The sequence below is a fragment of the Streptomyces durocortorensis genome, assembly GCF_016901035.1.
In the GTDB taxonomy this organism is placed as follows: Bacteria; Actinomycetota; Actinomycetes; order Streptomycetales; family Streptomycetaceae; genus Streptomyces; species Streptomyces durocortorensis.
Map to the genome: position 1 here is coordinate 1 of NZ_JAFEUF010000563.1, position 448 is coordinate 448.

The 448-nt window shown below is 70.3% G+C and carries 1 protein-coding gene; it reads left to right on the top strand.

The features are described from left to right. Nucleotides 1-41: 41 nt before the first annotated feature. Nucleotides 42-448 (top strand): KS-MAT linker domain-containing protein (locus tag JS521_RS36080; RefSeq protein WP_443732194.1); only part of this gene is annotated, 407 nt, incomplete at its 3' end.

The window sequence follows — 448 nt, forward strand, 5'->3', positions numbered from 1 at the left end:
CGGGTGTGTCGTCGTTCGGGATGAGTGGTACCAACGCGCACGTGATCATCGAGCAGGCGCAGCCGGTGCCCGTCGCGGTGCCCGTCGCGGTGCCGGAGACCGGGGAGAGCTCCGGGGTGGTGCCCCTGCTGCTGTCGGCGAAGTCGGAAGCGGCCCTTGCGGGACAGGCGAACCGCCTGCACACGCTCGTCTCCGACACCACCGGCCCCGAACTGGCCGACGTGGGCCGCTCACTGCTGTCCCGCGCAGCCCTGGAACAGCGCACCGTCGTGCTCGCCGCAGATCGCCCGAGCGCAGCCGCAGCACTGAACTCGGCAACGCGGGACCTCGCGTCAGCAGGCCTGGTATCAGGCCGCGTGACCCCCGGAGACGTGGTGTTCGTTTTTCCGGGTCAGGGTTCGCAGTGGGTGGGGATGGGGCGTGAGCTGGCGGGTTGGTCGGTGGTGTT